19 protein-coding genes are annotated in these 25,309 nt (G+C 43.2%); 12 read left to right on the top strand and 7 right to left on the bottom strand.

Annotation, left to right across the window (positions count from 1 at the left end; translation table 11 throughout):
* The first annotated feature begins 82 nt into the window (after positions 1-82).
* Positions 83-1,216 carry a JmjC domain-containing protein gene (locus AB6E85_RS13750; RefSeq protein WP_372143025.1) on the top strand — a complete coding sequence of 378 codons (1,134 nt, stop codon included), beginning with the start codon at positions 83-85 and terminating at the stop codon, positions 1,214-1,216.
* A gap of 126 nt (positions 1,217-1,342) precedes the next feature.
* On the opposite strand, the gene AB6E85_RS13745 is transcribed toward AB6E85_RS13750, so the two are convergent.
* Positions 1,343-3,460, bottom strand: a complete 2,118-nt coding sequence (locus AB6E85_RS13745; RefSeq protein ID WP_372143024.1) for a methyl-accepting chemotaxis protein — start codon at positions 3,458-3,460, stop codon at positions 1,343-1,345.
* A 499-nt stretch (positions 3,461-3,959) separates the two neighbouring features.
* Here AB6E85_RS13745 and emrD point away from each other — a divergent pair, with 499 nt between their 5' ends.
* From emrD to xthA, 3 genes are all read left to right on the top strand, one after another.
* On the top strand, positions 3,960-5,165 hold the full coding sequence (gene emrD, locus AB6E85_RS13740; protein ID WP_372143023.1) for a multidrug efflux MFS transporter EmrD: 1,206 nt from the start codon (positions 3,960-3,962) through the stop codon (positions 5,163-5,165).
* Positions 5,166-5,514: 349 nt separating this feature from the next.
* Positions 5,515-7,605 (top strand): S9 family peptidase, encoded by a 2,091-nt coding sequence (locus tag AB6E85_RS13735; protein ID WP_372143033.1) that lies wholly within the window; start codon positions 5,515-5,517, stop codon positions 7,603-7,605.
* Positions 7,606-7,774: 169 nt separating this feature from the next.
* Positions 7,775-8,581: an exodeoxyribonuclease III gene (xthA, locus tag AB6E85_RS13730; protein WP_010437369.1), complete on the top strand. Its 807-nt coding sequence runs from the start codon at positions 7,775-7,777 to the stop codon at positions 8,579-8,581.
* 71 nt (positions 8,582-8,652) lie between these two features.
* Here the strand turns inward: xthA and AB6E85_RS13725 are convergent, their stop codons facing one another.
* The 5 genes from AB6E85_RS13725 to AB6E85_RS13705 all read right to left on the bottom strand — a co-directional run bounded on the left by AB6E85_RS13725 (position 8,653) and on the right by AB6E85_RS13705 (position 13,563).
* The gene (locus AB6E85_RS13725) at positions 8,653-9,330 is read right to left on the bottom strand and encodes an ABC transporter permease (RefSeq protein ID WP_017062123.1); all 678 of its coding nucleotides are present in this window, start codon (positions 9,328-9,330) and stop codon (positions 8,653-8,655) included.
* 2 nt (positions 9,331-9,332) lie between these two features.
* Positions 9,333-10,073: an ABC transporter permease gene (locus AB6E85_RS13720; protein ID WP_017066929.1), complete on the bottom strand. Its 741-nt coding sequence runs from the start codon at positions 10,071-10,073 to the stop codon at positions 9,333-9,335.
* Between the two features lie 79 nt (positions 10,074-10,152).
* A complete protein-coding gene (locus AB6E85_RS13715) occupies positions 10,153-10,923 on the bottom strand; it encodes an ABC transporter substrate-binding protein (protein WP_017066930.1) in 771 nt (256 codons plus the stop codon).
* A 136-nt stretch (positions 10,924-11,059) separates the two neighbouring features.
* Positions 11,060-11,830, bottom strand: a complete 771-nt coding sequence (locus AB6E85_RS13710) for an ABC transporter ATP-binding protein (protein WP_004736532.1) — start codon at positions 11,828-11,830, stop codon at positions 11,060-11,062.
* 254 nt (positions 11,831-12,084) lie between these two features.
* Positions 12,085-13,563: a 54K polar flagellar sheath protein A gene (locus AB6E85_RS13705; RefSeq protein WP_372143022.1), complete on the bottom strand. Its 1,479-nt coding sequence runs from the start codon at positions 13,561-13,563 to the stop codon at positions 12,085-12,087.
* Between the two features lie 433 nt (positions 13,564-13,996).
* Here AB6E85_RS13705 and AB6E85_RS13700 point away from each other — a divergent pair, with 433 nt between their 5' ends.
* From AB6E85_RS13700 to AB6E85_RS13670, 7 genes are all read left to right on the top strand, one after another.
* On the top strand, positions 13,997-15,538 hold the full coding sequence (locus tag AB6E85_RS13700) for a DUF3360 family protein (RefSeq protein WP_048616229.1): 1,542 nt from the start codon (positions 13,997-13,999) through the stop codon (positions 15,536-15,538).
* 307 nt (positions 15,539-15,845) lie between these two features.
* Positions 15,846-18,122, top strand: a complete 2,277-nt coding sequence (pflB, locus tag AB6E85_RS13695; RefSeq protein WP_372143021.1) for a formate C-acetyltransferase — start codon at positions 15,846-15,848, stop codon at positions 18,120-18,122.
* A 200-nt stretch (positions 18,123-18,322) separates the two neighbouring features.
* A complete protein-coding gene (locus AB6E85_RS13690) occupies positions 18,323-19,324 on the top strand; it encodes a lipid A deacylase LpxR family protein (protein WP_050643780.1) in 1,002 nt (333 codons plus the stop codon).
* 164 nt (positions 19,325-19,488) lie between these two features.
* The gene (pflA, locus tag AB6E85_RS13685) at positions 19,489-20,229 is read left to right on the top strand and encodes a pyruvate formate lyase 1-activating protein (RefSeq protein ID WP_010437353.1); all 741 of its coding nucleotides are present in this window, start codon (positions 19,489-19,491) and stop codon (positions 20,227-20,229) included.
* 221 nt (positions 20,230-20,450) lie between these two features.
* Positions 20,451-20,951, top strand: a complete 501-nt coding sequence (locus AB6E85_RS13680; RefSeq protein ID WP_017066932.1) for a YfbU family protein — start codon at positions 20,451-20,453, stop codon at positions 20,949-20,951.
* A gap of 478 nt (positions 20,952-21,429) precedes the next feature.
* Positions 21,430-21,999: an outer membrane beta-barrel protein gene (locus AB6E85_RS13675; RefSeq protein WP_372143020.1), complete on the top strand. Its 570-nt coding sequence runs from the start codon at positions 21,430-21,432 to the stop codon at positions 21,997-21,999.
* A 3-nt stretch (positions 22,000-22,002) separates the two neighbouring features.
* Positions 22,003-22,110, top strand: coding sequence for a prepilin-type N-terminal cleavage/methylation domain-containing protein (locus tag AB6E85_RS13670; RefSeq protein ID WP_372143019.1), 108 nt, complete (start codon positions 22,003-22,005; stop codon positions 22,108-22,110).
* A gap of 69 nt (positions 22,111-22,179) precedes the next feature.
* Here AB6E85_RS13670 and AB6E85_RS13665 read toward each other — a convergent pair whose 3' ends face one another.
* The gene (locus tag AB6E85_RS13665) at positions 22,180-22,935 is read right to left on the bottom strand and encodes a MipA/OmpV family protein (RefSeq protein ID WP_172379759.1); all 756 of its coding nucleotides are present in this window, start codon (positions 22,933-22,935) and stop codon (positions 22,180-22,182) included.
* Positions 22,936-23,289: 354 nt separating this feature from the next.
* Between AB6E85_RS13665 and AB6E85_RS13660 the strand changes: the two genes are divergently transcribed.
* Complete coding sequence (locus tag AB6E85_RS13660) at positions 23,290-25,224, top strand: PrkA family serine protein kinase (protein WP_029405329.1); 1,935 nt, start codon at positions 23,290-23,292, stop codon at positions 25,222-25,224.
* Positions 25,225-25,309 lie beyond the last annotated feature (85 nt).

Below are 25,309 nucleotides of genomic sequence, written 5' to 3'. Positions count from 1 at the left end.
TCTAGCATCTAGCATCTAGCATCTAGCATCTAGCATCTAGCATCTAGCATCTAGCATCTAGCATAAAATATACAGGATTCACATGTACCAACTTAGCTTTTCTATGCCCGAGTTTCTTGAAAACTACTGGCATAAAAAACCAACCATCTTAAAGGGTGGCTTCCAAAACTTCGTCGACCCAATTTCGCCGGAAGAACTTGCTGGTTTATCGATGGAAGAAGAAGTGGATTCTCGCTTTGTCTCTAATCTCGACAATCAGTGGACTGCAGAACACGGTCCATTCTCTGAAGAAAAATTTGGCGAATTAACCGAAACTCATTGGCAACTGATCGTTCAAGCAGCGAACCACTGGCACCAAGGCGCAAATCAGCTGACTGAGGCGTTCCAAGCGTTACCAAACTGGTTATTCGACGATCTCATGATCTGCTACTCAGCACCAGAAGGCGGCGTAGGCCCACATATTGATCAATACGATGTCTTCATCATTCAAGGTCAAGGCAAACGTCAATGGAAGGTTGGCGCTAAAGATGTTGGCCAATACAAAGAGACTGTTCAAGCGTCTGCACTTCGTCAAATTGAAGGTTTTGACCCGATCATTGATGAAACTTTAGAGCCGGGCGATATCCTTTATATCCCACCGGGGTTCCCACATGAAGGGAACACGTTAGAGCCGTCAATGAGCTACTCTATTGGCTACCGCTCCCCTAAAGAACAAGAGCTGATCAGCAACTTTGCCGATTTTGTGCTTGCTCATGATATGGGTGACGTACACCTGCACGATCCAGAATTCAAAATGCAAGAAGGCTACGGAAAAATTCGTTCATCGGATTTAAGCAATCTAACAGACATGTTGAAATCTGCACTAGAGCAACCTGAAACCATCAGTGAATTCATGGGTTGTCTGCTAAGCCAATCACGCCACCAGCTTGATATCGTTGCTCCAGAGCCACTATGGACTCAAGAAGAGATCGCTCAACATTTAGAGTCTGAAGGTGAGATTCACCGAGTATCAGGCTTAAAAGCGCTCTACCACGAAAATGAAAGCAACACGGCTTACATCAATGGCGAAGTGGTTAAGGTTGATGAAGCGGATTCTTCGTTACTCAACATACTTTGCGATGAGACCATGATTACCTCGGCTACTGCCCTATCTCCTTCGGGCGTAACTGTCGTGACTGAATTGGTCAACAAAGGCTACTGGTTTATCGAAGAGTAAGCAGCGTCAACCGCTGGTTATGACCAGCTTCTAGAGAAACAATTAAAAAAGGGACAAATGAAATCTTCATTTGTCCCTTTTTCTATTCAAGAATTGGTTAAGGCTTAATGCTTATACCTTGAACAACTATACCTTGAACTGATTGACCAACTTCTGTTGTTGTTGAGACAGTTGGTCAATTTCATTGCCGACTTGCTCAGAAGCCGCGGCTTGCTCCAAGATCTTCGCACTCAAATCGCGAATATTAACCACGCTTTGATTTACTTCACCGGAAACCGATTGTTGCTCTTCGGCTGCTCGAACGATTTGACTGTTCATATCACTGATCGCCTCAATAGAAGTAAAGATCGAACCTAGATCTTCAACTGCTTTCTGAACGTGTAGTGCTGTGTCGTTTGCAAGTATATTGCCTTCTTGTATCGCTTCAACGACATCTTGAGTTCCAGCATGAACCTTGTCGATCACCGCTCTGATCTCACCAACCGATGACTGTGTTCGGCTTGCGAGGTTTCTTACCTCATCCGCAACAACAGCAAAGCCACGACCTTGTTCGCCAGCACGAGCTGCTTCAATCGCTGCATTCAATGCCAGTAAGTTAGTTTGCTCAGAAATCCCCTCAATCACACTTAATATCTCAGTGATGTTGCCGTTATTTTTGGCCAACTCTTCAACAATAGGAACAGCACTCGACATACGTTCCACCAGCTTTCTCATTTCACCGGCTGAAAGCTCGATAACTTGCTGCCCTTGTTGAGCAGAACGATTCGCTTCGCAAGCGGCATCAACGGCCACTTCTGCATTTTGTACCACTAAGCCTGCAGTTTGAGTCATCTCTTCTGCCGCTGTCGCCACAAGATCGACTTCTTTAAATTGAGATTCGCTGCTTTCTCGGGTACTTGATGCCGATGCTTTAGCCTGGCTTGTCGTGCTCGCCACTTGCTCGGTGGTGTGAATCACTTCTTTGATCGTATGTTGTAGCTTGTCTAAGAATAAGTTGAACCCTTTAGATAGCTGACCAATTTCGTCTTGAGACTTAACCTCTAAACGCTGCGTCAAATCCCCTTCACCAGAAGCAATATCATTAAGTCGCTCGACCACTTGTCGAATAGGCTTCACAATTGAAAGTGAAGCAAATGCGATAATGGCTAAACCGAACAAAATGAATACGCTACCTGCAATTACTTCCGTCTTAATGCCTTCACTTAGCTTAGTACTAATGATGGAATCCAATTTGTTGGCATCAGCAACAACGCTCTCTCTTGGAATCTCAAACAACACACCCCAAGTTTGGTTAGCCGCAACAACAGGTGCAAAGGCAAGTAACCACTCACCGTTCTCGCTCCATTGCGTTGTCACTTCACCACCAAAGATAAAGTCGGTCATTAAATCACTATTTGTATTGTCACTTTGGAAAGTTGAACCGACTCCAATGCTTGAATCATCAGAGGCAATGACTGAACCATCTAGACTAACCACATAAGCTTTGCCCGCACCGTTAAACAAGCTCTGATCAGATTGAGTAATCACACTGGTTAAACCATCGAGTCTTAGATCAATACCAAGAAAACCAATAGCAACGTCATCAACCAAAATAGGTACGGAAATAGAGGACGTAAGTAGTGCTACACCACCGCTGTTAACCACTCGAGGGGTACTAATACATGTTTGCCCTGAAGACAAAGGACAGTAAAAACGTTCGCTATTGCTGTCATCATTCAAGATAGATTCTGAAAGAACGTTCGCTAGAACATTTTCACCGTTATCTGCCACCCTCCAGTAAGGAGCAAAACGACCTTTTTCGTTAGAACCAACATAATCAGCATCGACATAATTCGCATCTTCACTATCGAGCAAGTCAGGCTTGAAAACTAGATACGCTCCTTGAATAGAGTCGAAGTTTAAAACCGAGCGACGAACCATTTCATCCAAGGCGGTACGAAGCTCTTCACTTGGCGTAAAGTTTTCGTCTGCATTGTTTTTTAGAAACTGAGCACTGGCCGCAAGCATCTCTGCGCGGTAAATAGCTTCGTCTACATAACGTTGAGTTTCTTGAGCATTAAGCTGAGAAACAGATGCCAGCAACTGCTGAGTTTTATTGATAACTGATTCTGAACTTTGAGATTTGATGACTTGTTGATTGCTCGTTGCGTTGTAGATCGAGAAACCAATAAGAGACAGTGACGTAATGATTAAACAACAACCTGCTAAGAGGGTTATTTTCCACTGTACCGATAGAGAGCGCATTTAATATCCTTATTTAAGCCAAAAGACTTCCATAACCATAACTATCACATCGACAACGAATTGCTGTACACAATGTAAATAAGTTAGACGAATAGCTTAGCGGATAATTACAGCACAAATTGCTTACATATAAAACGAAAGTTTACACAAATGTTAATAGAGCGTGTTTTCTTCCTTTTTTCTGTGATTTCAAATGATGTACTCATATAATCATTGGCTATGTTGCTTAGGTTTTAGCGCTTTGGACATAGCCAAAACAGCGATATTTAAAGGAAGCCCACTCCACCCTCTCCCTCTTTAAAATGCAGCGATTTCGGATTAGTTTTTATAATCCAAGTTATAGATTTTTATCTTGCTCAACTTCACACTTTTTGATTGCTAAGCCCGCAATCAAGCTCTAATATCTCGCGCCTAGATTCCCTGAATACTTTATTCATTTGGCTCTCCTTTAATGGAGCGCTAAGGCTTTTTACGTCTTAATTTTTGGAGAGATACGCAAATGTCCGCCTCGTTTCCATTAGCGAAACTTACCTTTTTAATCGCTATTCTGACTGCCGTAGGTCAAATGACTCAAACGATGTACGTGCCTTCTATCGGTCATATGGCAGGTGAGTTCTTAGTTTCGGCATCTTCACTGCAAGCGGTGATGGCGTGTTACTTGATCCCTTATGGTCTGTCGCAATTTGTTTACGGCCCACTTTCTGATCGCCTAGGTCGTAAACCGATCATCGTGATTGGTTTGATCATCTACATCATCGGTACTTTGGTAGCATTGTTCGCTCACGAGTATGAATGGTTCTTAGCGGGTAGCTTTATCCAAGGTTTGGGCATCGGTTGTGGCGGTGCGATGTCTCGTACATTGACTCGCGACTGTTTTGAAGGCGCAGAACTGCACCGTGCAAACAGCTTAATTAGTATGTGTGTAATTTTCTCACCATTGATGGCGCCTGTATTAGGCGGTTACCTAACAGAAGCTTTCGGCTGGCGTTCTAGCTACTTATTCCTTGCGCTGTTTGGTATTGCTGTTGTGATCACTATGATGACGAGCATGATGGAAACACTGCCGAAAGAACGACGCAAGCATGAATCGGTTGCCAACAGCTACAAGTTCGTTCTGTCTGATAAACGTTTCCAAGGTTTCTTATTGGTATTGGTCGCAACCTTTGCTGGTGTAGCCGTATTTGAAGCAGCGGCAGGTGTGTTGCTTGGTGGCGTACTTGGCTTACCGGCAACCACAGTAAGCTTGCTGTTTGTCTTGCCTATTCCAGGTTACTTAGTCGGTGCAGGCTTATCTAGTTACATCGCACAACGTCGCTCTGAGCGCCGCGCACTGAATGTTGGTCTAGTAGCAATCTTGGTAGGCTCAACAGTGGTATTGATACCGGGTCTGTTTGGTCAAACAACAGCATTAACCTTAATTGGCGGTGCAACCATTTACTTCTTGGGCGCTGGCATATTATTCCCAGCGGCGACAACAGGGGCACTTTCGCCATTCCCGTACCACGCTGGTACTGGAGGTGCGATTTTAGGTGGCATGCAAAACCTGGGTGCTGGCATCGCAACACTATTGGCATCGTTCTTCCCAGCTCAAGACCAATTGCCACTCGGTTGCTTGATGATTGCAATGTCATTCATCGTTATGCTTGGTTTACGTTGGGTTAATCGTAAACCTGACCACTCAAATGAAATGCCATTGGCTATTTAACGTAAAGCTCGAATCCTGCCCAAACAAAGGAAAGGGACATACTGAACAGTGTGTCCCTTTTTGTTGCACATTTATTCCTTCCACTCTCACGTATCAGTAATTTCATTTAACATTGCTTTGATTTTTTGAAAACAATAACAGACACTTACGATAAAGGTGCATATCCAGAATCCAATTACAAATAATATCACTGGAAGAACACCAACGTACCTGAACTCTCACAACAAAGGATGCTGGCATTAAAACGAGTAAGGTACAGACTAAGGATATACAGATGCGTATCGCTTTAACCACATTAGCCGTATCAATAGCGCTTGTCGCCGGATGCAGCAATCAAGGAATCTCAACCATGAACCACTACTCTCAATCACAACTCGTCGCTCAGCAAACCCAAGCACCCGTTGCTAAGAAAGTCCCTCACGCAATGACGATTCATGGTGACACCCGAATCGATGATTACTATTGGATGCGCGATGATGCACGCCAAGATCCAGAGATCTTGCAACAACTTGAACAAGAGAATCAGTACGCAGATACAGTGCTGAAACATACAGAAGCAGCACAAAAACAATTATTTGAAGAGATTAAAGGCCGGATCGCTAAAGACGACAATTCGGTACCGGTTCGCAAAGGCAGTTACTACTACTCGAATAAGGTCACAGGTGACAACGAATACCCAGTTCACCTGCGTGAAAAAAACTTTTTAGGCACAGACAAGCAAGTCATCTTAGATGTTAACGAGCTAGCAAAAGAGCATGAATTCTTCAGTATTGGTGGCTTAACGATCAGCCCAGACGAAAATTTGTTGGCCTATGGCGAAGATACGCTAAGCCGCCGAATTTACACCATCAAGATCAAAGACCTCACAACAGGTGAATACCTAAAAGATGAAATTGAAGGCGCTTCAAGTGCAATCGCGTGGCAAAACGACAACCAAGCCTTCTACTACATCAAGAAAGATCCACAAACATTGCTGGGTTATCAAGTTTATCGCCACGTTTTAGGCACCGCTCAGGCAAGCGATGAGTTAATCTACGAAGAAACCGATAGCGCTTACTACACCTCTTTGAGTAAAAGCAAAGATGGTGAACAGGTCTACATTTGGCACTCGAGCACAGAAACCAGCGGTGTTTCAGTCATCGATGCCAACAACCCAAAGGCTACAGCTGAGGCTTTCTACCCAAAAGAGACCGGCATAGAGTACAGCATCGCTAAGCTAGGTGATTGGTATTACATCTACACCAACTACCAAGCGGTCAACTTCCGTTTAATGAAAGTCACCGCCGAAGAGATGCATGACCGCTCAAAATGGGTCGATGTCATCCCAGCGGACGATAATACTCAGCTTGTTGATTTCGAGTTGTTTGATGACCATCTTGTCTACGAGCAACGCGCGGATGGCTTGTCTACAGTGAAAGTTCGCCAACTCTCAACAGGCCACGAGTTCCCACTTGAATTTAACGACACCGCATTTGCCGCTTACCTAACGAGTAACTATGAATTAGATAACTCAAAAGTTCGTATCTATTACAGCAGCTTAACCACGCCAGGTACTTATTATGATTTCGACCTAAGTACAGGTGAATCCGAGCTCATGAAGCAAACACCCGTACTAGGTGATTTCGAAGCAAATAACTACCAATCAGAGCGAATCATGGTTACGGCTCGCGATGGTAAGCAAGTCCCTGTCTCTTTGGTTTATCGCAAAAATTTATTCAAGAAAGACGGCACTAACCCAATCTACCAATACGGCTACGGTTCTTACGGCTCTACGATCGAACCAACCTTTAGCTCAACTCGTCTAAGCCTACTGGATAGAGGTTTTGTTTATGCCATCGCACATGTCCGAGGTTCAGAAATGCTTGGTCGCCCTTGGTATGAAGATGGAAAAAAACTGACCAAACAAAACACGTTCAACGACTTTATTGATGTAACCAAAGAGCTTGTTGAAGAAGGCTATGGCGCTAAGGATAAAGTGTTCGCCGTTGGTGGCTCTGCTGGCGGTCTATTAATGGGAGCAATCATCAACCAAGCACCAGAACTGTACCGTGGCATTGGTGCACATGTTCCGTTTGTAGACATTGTGACAACCATGCTCGATGAATCGATTCCTCTAACCACCAACGAGTATGACGAATGGGGCAACCCAAACGATAAAACCTACTACGATTACATGCTGGGGTACTCACCATACGACAACATTAAGGTTCAAAACTACCCGAACATGTTGGTAACGACGGGCCTGCATGACTCACAGGTGCAATACTTTGAGCCAATGAAATGGGTCGCAAAGTTACGGGAGATGAAAACAGACAACAACGTGTTGCTATTCAAAACAGATATGGAAGCTGGTCACGGTGGCGCTTCTGGTCGGTTTAAACGACTAAAAGAAGACGCACTCGAATACGCATTCTTTTTGGATTTACTAAAGACTCAATAGATTCTGCGTAACTGTAAGTATTCACATCATTTAATGTCGCCATTTTGTCTCTACAAAGTGGCGACAGAAATTATTAAGCATGGTTAAATACGATGAACCATGAAATCCACCAAATCAAAAACCTTTAAAGACAAGCAGTGACAAAGGTTTACGAGAGGTATAAAAACAAATGAAAGTAATTAGCTTCAACATCAACGGTCTTAGAGCCCGCCTTCACCAACTGCAAGCTATTATCGACAAACACCAACCCGACGTGATTGGTCTGCAAGAGATAAAAGTACACGATGAAGCCTTCCCAATTGCTGATGTTGAAGCAATGGGCTACAAGGTTTACTTCCACGGCCAAAAAGCCCACTACGGTGTAGCGATGTTGTGTAAGCAAGAGCCTATCTCTGTGCAGAAGGGTTTCCCAACAGATAATGAAGATCATCAAAAACGCATGATCATGGCGACGTTTGAAGATGAAAATGGTGAAAAAGTTACGGTGCTGAATGGCTACTTCCCGCAAGGGGATAACATCAAGCATGAAACAAAATACCCGTACAAACGCCAGTTCTACAAAGACTTAATGACTTACCTAAACGACTATCACAACAAAGATGAGCAAGTGATTGTGATGGGCGACATTAATATCAGCCCTATCGACGCTGACATCGGCATTGGTGAACCTAATGCGAAACGTTGGTTAAAAACAGGTAAGTGTTCTTTCCAACCAGAAGAGCGCGAATGGTTGAAAACATTGATGGACTGGGGCTTTGTAGACAGCTTCCGCTTGCTGCACCCTGAAGTAAACGATCAATACTCGTGGTTTGATTACCGTTCAAAAGGTTTCGTGGACAACCGTGGCCTGCGTATTGATGTAGTCCTTGCGACTCAAAAGCTTGCTGATAAGTGTACTGAAGCTGGCATCGATTACGAGCTACGCGGCATTGAAAAACCGTCAGATCACGCTCCGATTTGGTCAACGTTTAAGTAAACAACAAAGTCTGAAAATAAAAAACGGCGCTCAATGAGCGCCGTTTTGTTAACTGTATGGATACCGTACTATTAGCTAAGGGGTCTTAGGTAAGCAAGGAAACGCTTCTCTGCGAATTTGAAAATCGCGATGATGATAAACGTTAGCGCCATGTAGAACAGACCTGCCGTTAGGAAAGACTCGAATGGAGCATAGTAACGAGAGTTAACCAAACGCGCTGCACCTGTTAAGTCCATAATGGTTACGATACCAGCTACCGCAGAGCCGTGAAGCATGAAGATAACTTCGTTACTGTAAGCCGGTAATGCACGACGTAGAGCACTTGGCAAAATGATGCGGCGGTAAGTCTTTGGTGTACTCATGCCGTACGCTTTTGCTGCTTCAACTTCACCTTTAGGTAAGCCATTAATAGCACCGCGAATGATCTCTGCTGTATATGCTGATGTGTTAAGAATGAATGCTACCAGAGCACAGAACCAAGCGTTTTCCCATAGCGTGTCTTTTACTGGGAAGAACTGATCCATACCGTAGTAAATCAGGTACAACTGCACCAATAACGGCGTACCACGGAAAAAATAGATGAATGACCAAGCCGGAGCGTTAATCAGCATATTTGGGCTGTTACGAGCAATCGCTAAGGGTATGGCTACGAATAAGCCAATAATCAAAGCGACACAAACCATCCAAGCCGTTGTCCATAAACCACCAAGGTAAATCGGTAGGCTTTCAATTATCAATGAAAAGTCCATAACTACCTCGCGTGGATACTGAATTTACGTTCAACCAGCTTAAGTAAGCCCGTCGAAACACTGGTGAAGAATAAGAAGATAATCGCCACTGTCATATAGAAGGTAAATGGCATTTTGGTTGAGCCTGCCGCCAGTGCGCTAACACGCACCATATCTTCTAGGCCAATAATGGAAACCAACGCGGTAGTTTTAAGTAAAACCAACCAGTTGTTACCAAAACCCGGCAGTGCGTGACGAATCATTTGCGGTAATAGAATACGACGGAACGCTAGAACAGGTCCCATGCCATAGGCCTTTGCTGCTTCCATTTCACCGCTATCAACCGCCATGATCGCACCACGGAAGGTTTCAGCCATGTAAGCGCCAAAGATGAATCCAATGGTTAAGACACCAGCAACAAATGGACTAACATCAATATAATCAGGTAAGTAAGCGGTCCATTCGTGGTTAGGATCACTTGATGTGAACCACTCATTGAGCCACTCATTGATGGAATACAAACTGTTGTTTAAAAGGATTTGTCCACCAAAGAAAATCAGCATCATCAAGACGAGATCAGGAATGCCTCGAATAACGGTTGTGTAGAGGGTTGCGATAGCACGAGCCCAGCGATAAGGCGCTAGTTTTGCTAAGGCACCTAGCATACCAAGAACCATAGCTAAAATTAGCGACAGCAAGGCAACTTCGATTGTGAGCACCGCCCCTTTCAGGATCGACGCTTCATATCCTTGTAAATCAAACATAATGAATTCCAACAGAACTGCGAAAAAGTTGGTAAGACAGGGAGAGGAGAACCTCTCCCTTAAGAAGTGATGCTAGAGATTACTCACCGTATACGTCGTAGTTGAAGTATTTAGCAGCGATCTCTTGGTAGATGCCTTTTTCACGTAATGAAAGGATTGCAGCATCTAATTGCTTAGTCAGATCTTTGTCTTGCTTACGTAGAGCAATACCAAAACCTTCACCGAACCACTTAGGATCGGTTAGTGATGGACCAACAAACTCGTAGTCTTCACCACCAGCTTTGTTTAGTACGCCTTCTTCTAGAGCAGATGCATCACCCAGTACCGCAGCAACACGACCGTTAGCTAGATCAAGGTAAGCTTCATCGAATGAACCGTAACGAACGATTTCTACTGTGTCACCGTAGTTGTCTGTTAGGTACTTATCGTGCGTTGTTGCACGTTGAACGGCAATCTTTTTACCACTTAGGTCATCAAAGTTAAGGTCAGCACCTTTCTTAGCGATGAAATTGTTTGGGATAAGTGCGTATTTACCAGTGAAGTCGATCTTTTTCTTACGCTCTTCCGTGATAGACATTGCCGCAATGATCGCATCATATTTACGAGCAAGTAGAGAAGGAATAATACCATCCCAATCTTGTGCAACGATCTTACACTGCACCTGCATTTCAGTACAAAGCGCGTTAGCCATATCGACATCGAAGCCTTTCAGTGAACCGTCAGCTTCTGTCCAGCTAAATGGAGGGTAAGCACCTTCAATACCGAAACGTACTGTTTTCCATTCTTTTGCTTGAGCTACGCCCGTTGCAGCAGTTGCAGCAAGTGCCGCGACTAATAACCACTTTTTCATATCCCTACTCCTGTGATTTAGGTTTTTATGTTTTGCTAGTTTTAATATTGTGTTTGTTGTTACTTATTAACTTACTTGTTGTGTTTTATTGTTCACACCGTCGCAGTTTACCTTGGCAACGGCATTTCAATTCTGATTAGTAAATCGATGAGATAAATTGTTGTAAACGCTCAGATTCAGGTTCCGTAAACAGTTTAGCTGGATCGCCCTGTTCTTCCACTAGACCTTGATGCAAAAACATCACATGGTTAGATACGTCACGAGCAAAAGCCATTTCGTGAGTTACCACAAGCATGGTTCTTCCCTCTTCTGCTAGATCGCGCATTACACCAAGCACTTCGCCTACTAACTCAGGGTCTAATGCCGATGTAGGTTCATCAAACAGCATAACTTCAGGATCAACCGCTAGCGCTCGCGCAATAGCAGCACGCTGTTGTTGGCCGCCAGACAAATGACCCGGGTAGTAATCTTTACGCTCATACAGGCCGACTTTCTTCAGTAGTAGCTCTGCATTTTCAATCGCTTGTGCTTTAGGTACGCCTAAGACGTGAACAGGCGCTTCGATAACATTTTCGAGAACGGTCAGGTGAGACCACAGATTGAAACCCTGAAAAACCATTGCCAGACGAGAACGGATTCGCTGTACTTGTTTTTCATTGGCAGGAACAGAAACACCTTGGCGGTTGTTTTTCATTTGAATTAATTCGCCATTAACCCAAATCTCGCCTGCGGTAGGTGTCTCTAAAAGATTGATACATCTAAGGAAAGTACTCTTACCCGACCCTGAAGATCCGATAATCGATACTACATCGCCTTTATGCGCAGAAAGTGAAATTCCCTTTAAAACTTCATTTTGACCAAACGTTTTGTGTAGATCCTTTATGTCCAGCGCTGGTACATCTTTCATGCGCTTTCTCTCCCAAGTTTGTGAAAATGCAAGGTACTCCGACCTTTTCATGCGATACAAACTAGCACCACACAAGAGAAGTTGCAACAAATTATTAACCTGAATAATTGGGATAGATAGATACAACAATCAGATGAATATGCACTTTACAGCAAGATATTCTTTAAATACTGAATAATTGACATGAAAAAGCCCCTCAAGTGAGGGGCTAGTTAAGATACAAAAGTGTTAATTAAATCTTGCTGTACGTGGTATTAATTAAAACGCTTTACAACAAGAGATTTCGAAGTTCGTAATGTTACTTCACTTTCCATTCCATCTTTTTCAGAAGTAAGAATGCCATCAAGGTCGGCTTCGAGTTCTGGCTCAGAAGATTCACCGTTAGAGAAGAAACTCATAAACATTTCAGAGTCGATATCACTGTTCTCATCAAGAATGATAGCAGATCGGTTAAAGTTATCCGTTTCTGATACCTTTAAGCCATTTATTACTGAAGAAGGGAAATTGTAATAATCCAGTTCAGGTACCACAACATAATCACTATTACTTCTAGTAAAAATACGGTGAGTCACTTTGTAATCACCGGAGGCAGCAAAGTAAGCAGTGCGAGCAAAACCTTCTGTAGAGCTAGTAAGCCCCATATCAATATCAATCACTGACTCTCGTCCGCTCTGAGATATAACGCTAGGTTTTGAATTCGGCAAGTTATTGATATTTAGAAGTGCACTAGGGTCCGCATCAATATCCCAGCTTGAATCAATAGTACCAGTCAGTAGTGAGTCCCAACCATTTGTCGCATTCTCTGCAACAGCTAAGTAAACCCATTCTTCTTGTTTAGCTTCGCTAGGTCGACGGTATTCATCAACGGAATTACCTAGCTCTAAGGCATCGTACAAATAGTCGTTTGCTACAAAACCAATATTCAAGGAGTCATAATTGTAGCCAGACGATGAGTAAATACTAGAAACAACATCTGTCGTAACTAATTCGATGTCACTAGTGCCCCAAGAACCAATTCCATATTGATGTAACGATTCGTTCTCCAAATCAGGTTGATATTGGAATAAAACCGTAGGTTCTCCAGTTAAGCCCAACAGCTCTTCATCTGAAGTCATACTATTGTTCGAAGATACTAAAACATCTTTTTGTGAAACATAGTGGTAGTCACCACCACCAGATACTGCGTTTCGGTATGAAAGATTTTTGAACGTTTTGTCCGATTCGTTACTTCCAGTAAAGCACTTATTCAATGACTCACGGTTCAGAGCAAAAGTAACATTGCGCAGCTCTTTGTCTTCCAAAAACTCGCGAGAGAATGAATTTACACGGACTTCTCGACCATTGAACTCTAGCGCTTGAACAGTGATGTAACCACCTTCAGGGATGTCTTCTAAAACAAATTGGAAGTTATCACTAGTTGGCTTAATAACTTCTCCAACTATTTTGCCATCAGCATCAGAATAGTAACCAATTACGTTATTAGTGACCTGAGCTGTTGACGCTTGACTGTAAGTTAGAACGGTGGCGTCACCATTCAAATCAGTATCTCGATCATAAACGGTACAATTTTGTGCGTTAGCTTCGCTCTCAAACAGTGTCGCAGGAATAGCAAAGTCAAACGTAAATGTTGTTTTCGATGCACCGCCACCGCCGCCACCACCACCGCTGCCGCCACAACCAACAAGTAATCCTGAAATAATTGCCGCTAGTGGCAACATTTGTGTCTTTTTCATCTATTTTGTCCTAGTTTGTGGCAACAGCTCGCCAGAATTAATTATCTTATTAGAATAAAGCAAAAAGTAAGCCAACCATTACAATATTGTATAAATCACTGTGAGAACTGTGACTAGAATACGAAAACGTCAGCTTGTGAAAATAAATTACACAATTCATCAATGGGAAGTTAATGAATCGCTGCGTTTTGTAGCTTTCTTTCACATACACTCATAAAGTGATCAAGATCAATCACCCTAAAGGGTAAGCTTGTTAGACTCCTCAGCAAAGAATAAGGCATTAAAAATGCCAAACATTTCTTTTAACTTAGCTGCATAAAGCACATCAAAACCGTGCAACATAATGTTAATGAGTTATAACTAAGAAATAACGCAATTACGCGAACTTATAGAATTCAATTTTAGAATTACTAACATAAAATATGAGGAATCTATGTCAGACGTTGTGAACAATGCGAACTCTGAAGTAGAAGAGAAAAGCTATAAAGAGCTACACCGCCCTGCTTCTGAATTTGAGAGCCGCTCAGATTATCTAGATCACGAGCTTCAAATCATGAAGCCTCGCCGCTTCGGTCTAAACCTTCCAGGTCGTGACTTCCGCTTTGAACTTGAAGACCTTGTTCCTGCACTTGCTGGTACCATTGGTATCATCGCGATGTACTCTGCAGTAATGATGTCTTGGGCTGATGGCCTAACTCAAGCTTGGGATCACGTAAACCTTGGTAAAGAGTTTGCGATTGAAGTCGCTCGTGTAGAAATGCTTATCCCTGCACTGCTGTTCTGTATCCTTGCTTCTGGTTTCTTTAACCCTAAAGCAAACCTTGCCGGTAACCACGGCCCAATGATTCCTCTTATTGGTACCATCGCTCTCGCTGGTGCTCACCCTCTTGCATTGGCAATCCTTATCGGTATCTTCGGTCTAATCCTAAGTTTCCTAAAAGGCGGCTCCAAGCTGGTTAACCTTACTTCGGAAGGTACCGCGGGGGGCTTGCTTATCTTCTTAGGCCTAACGGGTACCATGAGCCAAATCAACTCGATTCAAGAATGGGCGGTTGGTCTTCAATCTTCTACTGTTGAAGCGGGCAGCATGGGTTACGTTGGTTTAATCGTTCTTGCTATTACTATTGCTATCTACGCTTTCCTAGCAAAAGTGAACAAGCGTTGGTTAGCTATCCCAGTGTGTGCATTCACAGGCCTTGCTATTGCATTAGTATTAGGTGCTGGCTTCGACATCGTATTCGAAACTGAAATGGGTATTCCAAACCTAAACCCAGTTTACTGGTGGGGTTCTACTTCTGAAGGTTGGATGCTTGGCTTGCCAAACGTTGAACACTTCATTGCATCTCTACCATTTGCAATCCTTGCTGTAGCAATGTGGTCACCTGACTTCCTAGGTCACCGTATCTTCCAAGAACTTAACTACCCTAAACGTTCTGAAAAAGTACTAATGGATGTAGATGACACAATGACTATGTGTTCTGTTCGTCAAATGGTGGGTACAGCGGTTGGTGGTGGTAACATCACATCTTCTTGGGGTACGTACATGATCCCAGCAGCAATCGCGAAACGTCCAATTCCTGGCGGCGCAATCTTGCTTGGTTCTCTATGTATTATTGTTGCGATTCTTGGTTTCCCAATGGACGTAGCAGTATGGCCACCAGTGATGCGTGTTGCGTTACTTGTAGGTGTATCTCTACCTCTACTTGAAGCGGGTATGCAAATGGTTAAGGATTCTAAAGATTCTCAAGCGGCTGGTATCTGTATCTTCGGTTCAGCGGTTGTTAACCCAGTACTAGCATGGGCATTGACTATGCTTCTAGATAACAACGGTCTAATTGGTGATAAAGAGCGTGCTAAGCGTCTATCATTTGTAGACAAGATTGTTATCCCAGTTGGTGTTTTAGTTATCTGTCTAGTAGCAATGCTTGCAGTTGGTATGCTAGAAAGTCAATATGGCCTAAAAGCTTGGCTATAATGGTCCTTACTACACAAAAGTAGTAATAGGATTAAAAAAAAGTTTGGGTGGCAACCCCTGCCACTCAAATTTTTTCAACTTTTTTTGGAATTTATTGATTTAGTTTAAGGTTTGCAGAAATTTTTTAGCGTAGTCTTGAATACATAGAGTAAAGACAACATATAAAAGGTAGTGACAATATATATAACCATATGACGCTTATATGCTCATATATATTGTTATTAATAAGAGTGTACTACCCTTACGAGGGGCGCTGGCTCAACAGTGTTAATGTACGTATTTTTTCTACTAAAAAGGTAGGTATGTCATGGCAGAGCAATTTGCTAAAGCTTGGGAAGATTTTGCTGCAGGTGAGTGGCAAAGCGAAGTAAACGTTCGTGATTTCATTCAAAAGAACTACACGCCGTATGAAGGCGACGAGTCTTTCCTAGTTTCTGAGGGTACTGAAGCAACTAACAAGCTTTGGTCTTCGGTAATGGAAGGTATCAAACAGGAAAACGCAACTAAAGCACCTGTAGATTTCGATACTTCTGTTATCTCTACCATTACTGCTCACGATGCAGGTTACATTGAGAAAGATCTTGAGACTATCGTTGGTCTACAAACTGAGAAACCACTAAAACGTGCAATCATCCCTAACGGTGGTGTACGTATGGTTGAAGGTTCTTGTAAAGCATACGGTGAAACTCTTGACCCAATGGTTTCAAAAATCTACTCAGAATACCGCAAAACACACAATGCTGGCGTTTTCGATATCTACACTCCTGATATCCTAAAATGTCGTAAGTCTGGTGTTCTGACTGGTCTTCCTGATGCTTACGGCCGTGGTCGTATCATTGGTGACTACCGTCGTGTTGCACTTTACGGTATTGATTTCCTAATGAAAGACAAAGCTACTCAATTCGCTTCTCTACAAGAGCGTTTCGAGAACGGCGAAGATCTTTCTGCAACAATGCAATTGCGTGAAGAGATCTCTGAGCAACATCGTGCTCTAGGTCAAATCAAGCAAATGGCTGAGAAATACGGTTTCGATATCTCTGAGCCAGCTCAAACTGCTCAAGAAGCTATCCAGTGGACTTACTTCGGCTACCTAGCTGCTGTTAAATCTCAAAACGGTGCTGCAATGTCTCTAGGTCGTACTTCGACTTTCCTAGACATCTACATCGAGCGTGATATCGCTGCTGGTAAAATCACAGAAGACCAAGCACAAGAAATGATCGACCACTTCGTAATGAAGCTGCGTATGGTTCGTTTCCTACGTACTCCTGAGTACGATGAGCTATTCTCTGGCGACCCAATCTGGGCAACAGAGTCTATGGGTGGTATGGGTATCGACGGTCGTACGCTAGTAACGCGTTCGAACTTCCGTTTCCTAAACTCTCTATACACTATGGGTCCTTCTCCAGAGCCAAACATCACTGTTCTTTGGTCTGAGCAACTACCTGACGGCTTCAAACGTTTCTGTGCGAAGGTATCTATCGATACTTCTTCTATCCAGTACGAAAATGATGACCTAATGCGTCCTGACCTTGAGTCTGATGATTACGCTATCGCTTGTTGTGTATCTCCAATGATCGTTGGTAAGCAAATGCAGTTCTTCGGTGCTCGTGCTAACCTTGCGAAAACAATGCTTTACGCAATCAACGGCGGTGTGGACGAAAAACTTAAGATGCAAGTTGGTCCTAAAGAAGCGCCAATGACTGACGCTGTTCTTGATTACGATAAAGTAATGGACCGTCTAGATCACTTCATGGACTGGCTAGCTAAGCAATACGTGACTGCACTAAACAGCATTCACTACATGCACGACAAGTACAGCTACGAAGCGTCTCTAATGGCTCTTCATGACCGTGACGTTCGTCGTACAATGGCTTGTGGTATTGCTGGTCTATCTGTTGCAGCTGACTCACTGTCTGCAATCAAGTTCGCGACTGTTAAACCAATCCGCGACGAAGATGGCATTGCAACTGACTTCGAAATCGAAGGCGATTACCCTAAATACGGTAACAACGACTCTCGTGTAGATGATATTGCTTGTGAACTAGTTTCTACGTTCATGAACAAGATCCGTAAGCTTAAGACTTACCGTAACTCTATCCCTACACAGTCAGTTCTTACTATCACGTCTAACGTGGTTTACGGTAAGAAAACAGGTAACACTCCAGACGGTCGTCGTGCTGGCGCTCCTTTCGCTCCTGGTGCAAACCCAATGCACGGTCGTGATGAGAAAGGCGCTGTAGCTTCACTAACGTCTGTAGGTAAACTACCGTTCGCTGACGCACAAGATGGTATCTCTTACACGTTCTCTATCGTGCCAAACGCACTAGGTAAAGAACAAGACAGCCAACGTGCTAACCTTGCAGGCCTAATGGATGGTTACTTCCACCACGAAGCTGGCATTGAAGGTGGTCAACACCTTAACGTTAACGTTCTTAACCGCGAAACTCTTGAAGACGCAGTTAAGCACCCTGAGAAATACCCTCAGCTAACAATCCGTGTATCTGGTTACGCTGTTCGCTTTAACTCTCTAACTGCAGAGCAACAAGCTGACGTAATCGCACGTACATTTACTGAGTCTCTATAAGCTCACGCTCAATAGACAGTAAATAATATTAGCCTCGCCAATGTGCGGGGCTTTTTTATATCTGAAATAAATCGCACTACACTCACCTATCCCGCGAAATGTTAGGTTGAGCAAAAAAGCACCCTGCCATTCACTTTTTTTCCACAAATTCTGTCAAATTACGGTAATATCGCGGTTCATAATTTAAGAGTAACTGCTCCATGAAATACCTGCGTTGTTTACCCCTGATTCTTCTCTCTTTCTCATCTTTAGCCTCTGAGCGTTCTACGCTGACTTTTGCTTTAGATAATGATGGTATTTTTGGTGTCGACCAAGACTATACCAACGGCTTATTTCTGGGTTACACATCATCAAGTATTACGCCATACAACTGGGCAAAACCACTGAGCCTTTCTTACTGGGGCGCAAGCTCTCTAGATAAGTGGGAAATCACCATTGGCCACAAGATGTATACGCCTTCTGACATTGAGTTAGAAACGCCATCGGCTAATGATCGCCCATACGCAGGTTACCTACACACTGAATTCAACTACATCAGCTTAAACCCACAGCAAGCCCAGCGTTTTAATATCACGTTTGGTACTACGGGCGAACGTGCACTTTCAGAAGACGCTCAGAAGCTGGTTCACTCGATCACTAAGTCGGATGAACCGATGGGTTGGGAATACCAAGTCGATGATGAGTGGGCGGGAAGCGTTGGTTACCTAAGCCATTTCAACCTAATGCGTAATCAAGCTCTTGCGAATACTGACTACGAAATCTCTAACGTTTCTGAAATCAACGTCGGTAACTTTAGAAGTGACATTTCAACGGGCTTCATGTTCCGTTGGGGTACGGACTTAGGCGGTAACTTTGGTGCAGCTAACATCACCACAGAAAACCCATTCAAACCGGGCATGATCGGCGCATCAAACACTGGTTGGTTTACCTATGCAGGCCTTGAAGGTCGCTACCGATTCAACGACCTGACTATCGAAGGCGATCGCTCAGGTGTTGATGAGTACGCTAATAAAAACAACGAAGACCCTGCTATATACGATGTGACTTTAGAGAACATTCAAGCGACTGCTGTGCTTGGTGTCGCTTGGTATAACCAATACGTTGGTGCCTCTTTCGCATTAACAGCAAAAACACCGGATTACGAAGAAGCAAAAGAGTCAGTGTACACCACTGGCGGTATCACAATGTTTGCTTTCTTCTAGCCACCAGTAAGGGCTTTCGTCCTTTACTTTTCAAGTTTAATAAAGGCAATCATCTTCACAAGTGGTTGCCTTTATTTTTAAAGGTCTCGTTACCATTTGACCCTATTTTATGTACCGTTTTTGTAATAAAATAAATGGTATAAATTCCTCTACGAGAATAGCTCATGTCTACAACTGGTCGCATTCACTCATTCGAATCTTGTGGTACTGTCGATGGCCCTGGTATCCGCTTTATTGTGTTTCTTCAAGGCTGCTTAATGCGTTGTATGTACTGTCATAACCGTGATACATGGGATCTTCATGACGGAAAGGAAGTAACGGTCGAAGAGATCATCAACGAAGCAAAATCATACCGTCATTTCATGAAAGCATCGGGCGGTGGTATCACCTGTTCTGGTGGTGAAGCGATGCTACAACCTGAGTTTGTTCGTGACTTTTTCCGCGCAGCTCAAGCTGAAGGCATCCACACTTGCCTTGATACTAATGGCTACATTCGTAAGCACACTGAAGTGGTTGACGAAGTACTAGAAGCCTCTGATCTAGTAATGCTCGATCTTAAGCACATGCGAGATGAGATTCACCACGATTTCATTGGTGTATCAAACAGACGTACTCTTGATTTCGCACGCTACCTACACAAAATCGGTAAGAAGACGTGGATTCGTTATGTGATTGTCCCTGGCTACACAGATACGCCTGAAGATGCTCATCTGCTTGGTGAATTCATCAAAGACATGGACAACATCGAGAAAGTAGAACTGCTTCCATACCATAAACTTGGTGCACATAAGTGGGAAGCGCTTGGTTTTGATTACCCTCTTGAAGGTACAAACCCGCCAAGCAAAGAGAAAATGGACGAGATTGTTGCGGTTCTTAGCCAGTACCATTCAAACGTAAAATACTAATCTAGGCTTACGTTCATCGTGTTTTCAAACGCCTCAATTTCGATTGGGGCGTTTTCTTTTATGGCTTAAACAATCCTTTCACTTTTCTTTACAACTTTTGTTTATCAATTCAAAAAATCATATTAAATCCGTGTTGAGATCATGTTTCCACTCGTAGGAATGCTGTTACTCTTACTGCAACAAAAGAATACAACATTTAGTTTTTTAGTGAGGCTCCTCCCATGGAAATGACCAATGCTCAGCGTCTAATTCTATCAAATCAATACTACCTAATGTCTCAAATGGATCCTGAGAACTCCGCTAAATACCAACGTCTACAAACGATTGTAGAGCGTGGTTACGAACTCCAAATGCGTGAGCTTAACAAAGAGTTTGGTTGTTTGACTGAAGCAGAATGTCGCGAAATTATCGACATCATGGAGATGTACCATGCGATGCAAGAGTCGAACAAAATGCTTGCAGAACAAGAACGTGCTGAAGTAGACCAACGTCGCCTGCAGTTCTTAGGTTTTGATATCGCTTCTGAAGCACAGATCGTACACTACGTGCGTTTCCTTGTTGATTCTGAAGGTCTTTACCCTCAATTCGACAAAGCCGATCACCACTTCAATAGCCAAATGCCAATGCTAGAGAAGTACCGTCGCATGCTAACAACATGGCGCAACTGTCCTCGTCAGTACCACCTATGTGCGACAGAGCTATCTCAAATCTTTAGCGCTTAATACGTTAATAGATCAGCGATAACTTTTTAAAAAGTTTCAAGAAAAAGGGTTACTCATCATGAGTAACCCTTTTTTAATGTTCGCACACAAAGAGAAAAACCAAAGCAATTAGAAAACGTAAGCAGTACCGACATTTGACGTCACATGTATGTAGATAGTGAATATTCACAAACAGAAAACGGGACTTATGAAGCGATGTGGATAAAAAGTGTACTTCAGATACAGAAAACGCGAATGAATCATAAAGATAAGATATTAAATATTGAACCATTTCCAATTAATTTCTCTGATATCGCCCATTAACCAACGAACACAAACCTAGTATTTACAACCAATTAGGTCATTCATCTTTGTTAATCCCACTTCGAAACCTTTAATACAAATTAAAAACCATCGTTCGATTTTGAACGGTGTTTTTTATTTTAAATAAGATAGCTAGAATTCTCCCCGAAATTTATTAACCAGAGCGATAAACAAAATGAGAAAATTCATCCTTGCATCACTAGCTATTATGTCTACTTCAGCTTTCGCAGCTAACGAAATGTACGTGCTTGGTGGCGTTGGCATTAACGAAGACGATACAGGCGCACAATTCACTGTTGGTTCACAAATTCTTGATACAAACTTTTATCTAGAATCAACTATGAATTACATCGACTCAGACAGCAGCGATGTTATTTCAGACGTAAACGGCGACCTAACTAAGTACAAGGGCGATTACCAACACTTCAAAATGTCTCTAGCGCCAATGTATAAATATAGCTTCGATGACTCTTTTGCTATCTACGGTAAGGTTGGTGTTGCTTACTCAAACTTTAATTCTAAATCAACATGGGCTAATGCAGACGAATCAGACACTCACAAGTATTCAGATAGCAAGTGGGGCGCAACTTACGGCATCGGTGCTGAATTTAAGTCAGCGCAACCAATGTTTGATAACTCGAAGTTTATGGCACGTGTCGGTTTCGATTGGTACGACTTCAGCTCAGGCAGCATGAACTTAGGCAGTGATGCCACTCTAGGTCTACAAGCTGGTTTCACTTTCTAAGATATGAAGCAGAAAGGTTTTACATTAATTGAGCTGATGAGTGCTAAATCTAGCCATGCAATGCCTTTCTTTGCTTTGATTCTTGTAATAATCAGCCTGTACTTCGCATAAATAAAAAGGGTTACTCATCATGAGTAACCCTTTTTTAATGTTCGCACACAAAGAGAAAAACCAAAGAAACTAGAAAACGTAAGCCACACCGACGTTTGCGGCCATGTTGATGCCACTTTCAAGTATTGGGCTATTCTCGATATCTCCTTCAAGGTTGGTATAACGAACACCACCAGTTACTCGGACATTTGGCGTAACATGCAGATAGCCACCTAAACCAATAAAGTACTGACCATCCCAGTCTGCGTCGAATTCATTTAAGTTAGTTCTTGCCGCTTCAGCTGAACTCACACCATATAAATGATTGTTCAAACGCTCGCTGTTGTAGGCGTAACCAATAGACGGGGTAATTGCCCAGCCATTACGACGAATAGGTAGACGCCATGCCGCTTCCGCATAGATGCCGTTGTGCTTAAAGCCTAAATCCGAACCCGCAGTCGCTTCAAACATGCCCACCAAAGTGATCACTTGATAGCTGATACCGCCCAATATCGAGGCATCACGTTCATCCAACTTTTGAATATCGACGTTATCGGAATCACCAGGCTTTAATGTTCTTGAATCATAAACCGCTCGAAATACGATGTTTTGCGGTGAGCCTGCTGGTAATAAACGATAACCAGCGCTGAAACCACGCATAAAGAAGTGCTCGCCTTCATAACCAACCATAGGGATCACGGCACGGTTTGATGGTGTATCTTTATAGACAGCAGGAGAATAAGAGGCGGCAACACCCAATGACCACTGCGAGATTCTTGCATGTGCTGTTGTTGAAGCCAGTAACGCAGCACTGATAGCCACTATTTTTAACCCATTATTCTTCACTACATCTACCTATTTATTGAGCAATTTTTGATAACGCCGCGCATTATATGGCACTTCATTCCGAAAAATCAATAGAGCTCAGTTATACATCTAATGCACATAAATCCATTGTGAGTATTATTAAGCGACCTAAAATCTCAAAACAAACGGCCAGATCCCCTCGAATGTAAAATAATTTGATTCTACGCGCCTCAAGTTGCGTATTGTGCTCGCCACGTTTTTCACACGCAAAATTGTAAATAAATACATAATTGTTAAGCAAAATTGTGGAAGCGGGTCTAACCTTAAAATGTAGGGAGAGCCTATTTTTCAATCGCTCGTCAGTTTTGACTGGTTAACAAGGGGAATGTGACTATGAGTATTTTTGACCACTATCAATCACGTTATGAAGCAGCCAAGGAAGAAGAGCTGACATTGCAAGAGTTCTTAGGGCTGTGTAAAGACGATAAAAGTGCTTACGCTAATGCTGCCGAGCGCTTATTACTAGCCATTGGCGAACCGGAGGTCATTGACACCGCTCAAGACCCTCATCTGAGTCGTATTTTCTCGAACCGTGTCATCTCACGCTACAGCGAATTTAAAGATTTCTACGGTATGGAAGATGCGATTGAACAGATTGTTTCTTACTTAAAACATGCTGCGCAAGGTTTAGAAGAACGTAAACAAATCCTTTACCTACTTGGCCCTGTGGGCGGTGGTAAATCTTCTCTCGCCGAAAAACTCAAAGCCCTGATGCAGAAACTACCAATCTATGTATTGTCTGCTGACGGTGAACGAAGCCCAGTAAACGATCACCCATTCTGTCTATTCGATGTTAACGAAGACGGCGACTTATTGAAGAATGAATATGGCATTGAGAAACGCTATCTTCGCTCAATTATGTCTCCGTGGGCAGCAAAACGTCTGCACGATTTTGGCGGTGATATTTCCAAATTCAAAGTCATCAAACTGCGCCCTTCTATTCTCGATCAAGTTGCGATCGCGAAAACAGAGCCAGGTGATGAAAACAACCAAGATATCTCGTCTCTGGTTGGTAAAGTTGATATTCGTAAACTTGAACACTTCTCTCAAGATGATCCTGATGCCTACAGCTACTCTGGTGCGCTATGTAAAGCCAACCAAGGTGTAATGGAATTCGTGGAGATGTTCAAGGCGCCAATCAAGGTATTGCATCCTCTACTAACGGCAACACAAGAAGGTAACTTCAACGGTACCGAAGGGCTTTCAGCACTGCCATTTGACGGTATGATTCTCGCTCACTCGAACGAATCCGAGTGGCAGACCTTCCGTAACAACAAAAACAACGAAGCATTCCTAGACCGTGTGTATATTGTAAAAGTCCCTTACTGTCTGCGCGTCTCTGAAGAAGTTAAGATCTACCAGAAACTGCTTGAACACAGTGAGCTATCCAAAGCCCCTTGTTCACCAAGCACACTCGATCTGCTGTCGCAATTCAGCATCCTATCGAGACTGAAAGAGCCTGAAAACTCCTCTCTGTTCTCAAAAATGCGTGTTTACGATGGTGAGACTCTAAAAGACACCGATCCAAAAGCGAAGAGCTACCAAGAATACCGAGATTATGCTGGCGTTGACGAAGGCATGTCTGGGCTATCAACGCGTTTCGCCTTTAAGATCCTGTCTCGTGTCTTTAACTTTGACCAAGCCGAAGTGGCCGCAAACCCAGTGCACCTGTTCTACGTTATTGAACAGCAAATCGAACGTGAGCAGTTCCCTCAAGAGACCGCAGAGAAGTATCTAGAATTCTTGAAAGGATACCTAGTACCACGCTACGTAGAGTTCATCGGTAAAGAGATTCAAACCGCTTACCTAGAGTCTTACTCTGAGTACGGTCAGAATATCTTCGACCGCTATGTCACCTACGCAGACTTCTGGATTCAAGACCAAGAGTACCGCGATCCAGAAACAGGCCAACTATTTGACCGTGCCTCTCTGAATGGTGAACTAGAGAAAATCGAGAAGACCGCCGGTATCAGTAACCCTAAAGACTTCCGAAATGAGATTGTGAACTTTGTGCTTCGTGCCAAAGCCAACAACAACGGTCAAAACCCAGTGTGGACGAGCTACGAGAAACTGCGCACTGTAATTGAGAAGAAAATGTTCTCTAACACAGAAGAGCTGCTTCCTGTTATTTCGTTCAATGCTAAGACCTCAACGGATGATCAGAAAAAACATGACGACTTCGTTGCTCGTATGATGGAAAAAGGCTACACCGAGAAACAAGTGAGACTGCTATCTGAATGGTACCTAAGAGTTCGTAAATCCTCATAACTAAACGGTATTGAGCTGCTCAACTGAGCAGCTCGTATAAACCAATAACTCTTATACCCGAATAAAAAGTAGGATCGCTACATCA

Source organism: Vibrio sp. 10N.247.311.51 (assembly GCF_041467855.1).
Lineage (GTDB): Bacteria > Pseudomonadota > Gammaproteobacteria > Enterobacterales > Vibrionaceae > Vibrio > Vibrio coralliirubri.
Note: the sequence above shows the minus strand (reverse complement) of the source record. Positions and strands in the feature narration are given on the sequence as shown.

Bases quoted from the DNA above. Each gene is read 5' to 3' on its own strand.
- pflB (WP_372143021.1), top strand. From the start codon at position 15,846: ATGGCAGAGCAATTTGCTAAAGCTTGGGAAGATTTTGCTGCAGGTGAG.
- AB6E85_RS13750 (WP_372143025.1), top strand. From the start codon at position 83: ATGTACCAACTTAGCTTTTCTATGCCCGAGTTTCTTGAAAACTACTGG.
- AB6E85_RS13720 (WP_017066929.1), bottom strand. From the start codon at position 10,073: ATGTTTGATTTACAAGGATATGAAGCGTCGATCCTGAAAGGGGCGGTG.
- AB6E85_RS13715 (WP_017066930.1), bottom strand. From the start codon at position 10,923: ATGAAAAAGTGGTTATTAGTCGCGGCACTTGCTGCAACTGCTGCAACG.
- AB6E85_RS13660 (WP_029405329.1), top strand. From the start codon at position 23,290: ATGAGTATTTTTGACCACTATCAATCACGTTATGAAGCAGCCAAGGAA.
- emrD (WP_372143023.1), top strand. From the start codon at position 3,960: ATGTCCGCCTCGTTTCCATTAGCGAAACTTACCTTTTTAATCGCTATT.
- AB6E85_RS13735 (WP_372143033.1), top strand. From the start codon at position 5,515: ATGAACCACTACTCTCAATCACAACTCGTCGCTCAGCAAACCCAAGCA.
- pflA (WP_010437353.1), top strand. From the start codon at position 19,489: ATGTCTACAACTGGTCGCATTCACTCATTCGAATCTTGTGGTACTGTC.
- AB6E85_RS13745 (WP_372143024.1), bottom strand. From the start codon at position 3,460: ATGCGCTCTCTATCGGTACAGTGGAAAATAACCCTCTTAGCAGGTTGT.
- AB6E85_RS13700 (WP_048616229.1), top strand. From the start codon at position 13,997: ATGTCAGACGTTGTGAACAATGCGAACTCTGAAGTAGAAGAGAAAAGC.
- AB6E85_RS13670 (WP_372143019.1), top strand. From the start codon at position 22,003: ATGAAGCAGAAAGGTTTTACATTAATTGAGCTGATGAGTGCTAAATCT.
- AB6E85_RS13710 (WP_004736532.1), bottom strand. From the start codon at position 11,830: ATGAAAGATGTACCAGCGCTGGACATAAAGGATCTACACAAAACGTTT.
- AB6E85_RS13705 (WP_372143022.1), bottom strand. From the start codon at position 13,563: ATGAAAAAGACACAAATGTTGCCACTAGCGGCAATTATTTCAGGATTA.
- xthA (WP_010437369.1), top strand. From the start codon at position 7,775: ATGAAAGTAATTAGCTTCAACATCAACGGTCTTAGAGCCCGCCTTCAC.
- AB6E85_RS13690 (WP_050643780.1), top strand. From the start codon at position 18,323: ATGAAATACCTGCGTTGTTTACCCCTGATTCTTCTCTCTTTCTCATCT.
- AB6E85_RS13725 (WP_017062123.1), bottom strand. From the start codon at position 9,330: ATGGACTTTTCATTGATAATTGAAAGCCTACCGATTTACCTTGGTGGT.
- AB6E85_RS13675 (WP_372143020.1), top strand. From the start codon at position 21,430: ATGAGAAAATTCATCCTTGCATCACTAGCTATTATGTCTACTTCAGCT.
- AB6E85_RS13680 (WP_017066932.1), top strand. From the start codon at position 20,451: ATGGAAATGACCAATGCTCAGCGTCTAATTCTATCAAATCAATACTAC.